Below are 219 nucleotides of genomic sequence, written 5' to 3' on the forward strand. Positions count from 1 at the left end.
GCCGACGGGCTTGCCGGCGTCCGCACCCGCTGCGCCGAGCTGCGCGACGAGTCGGAGCACGGCGGGGTGCCACGGGTCCTGGTAGGACGCGACGGTACCGAGCATGCGGTCGGCGGCCATCGTGTACTGGGTCAGGTCGTTCGTGCCGATCGACACGAAGTCGGCGGAGGTGAACACCTGCTCGGCCATCAGCGCGAGCGAGGGGACCTCGGCCATCAC

Annotated in this window: 1 protein-coding gene; it reads right to left on the reverse strand. The window is 71.2% G+C overall.

Going from position 1 to position 219, the window contains the following annotated elements:
• Positions 1–219 (reverse strand): putative PEP-binding protein (locus BIV01_RS11510; protein ID WP_302847424.1); only part of this gene is annotated, 219 nt, incomplete at both ends.

The sequence above is a fragment of the Curtobacterium sp. MCBA15_013 genome (assembly GCF_001865095.1).
Lineage (GTDB): Bacteria > Actinomycetota > Actinomycetes > Actinomycetales > Microbacteriaceae > Curtobacterium.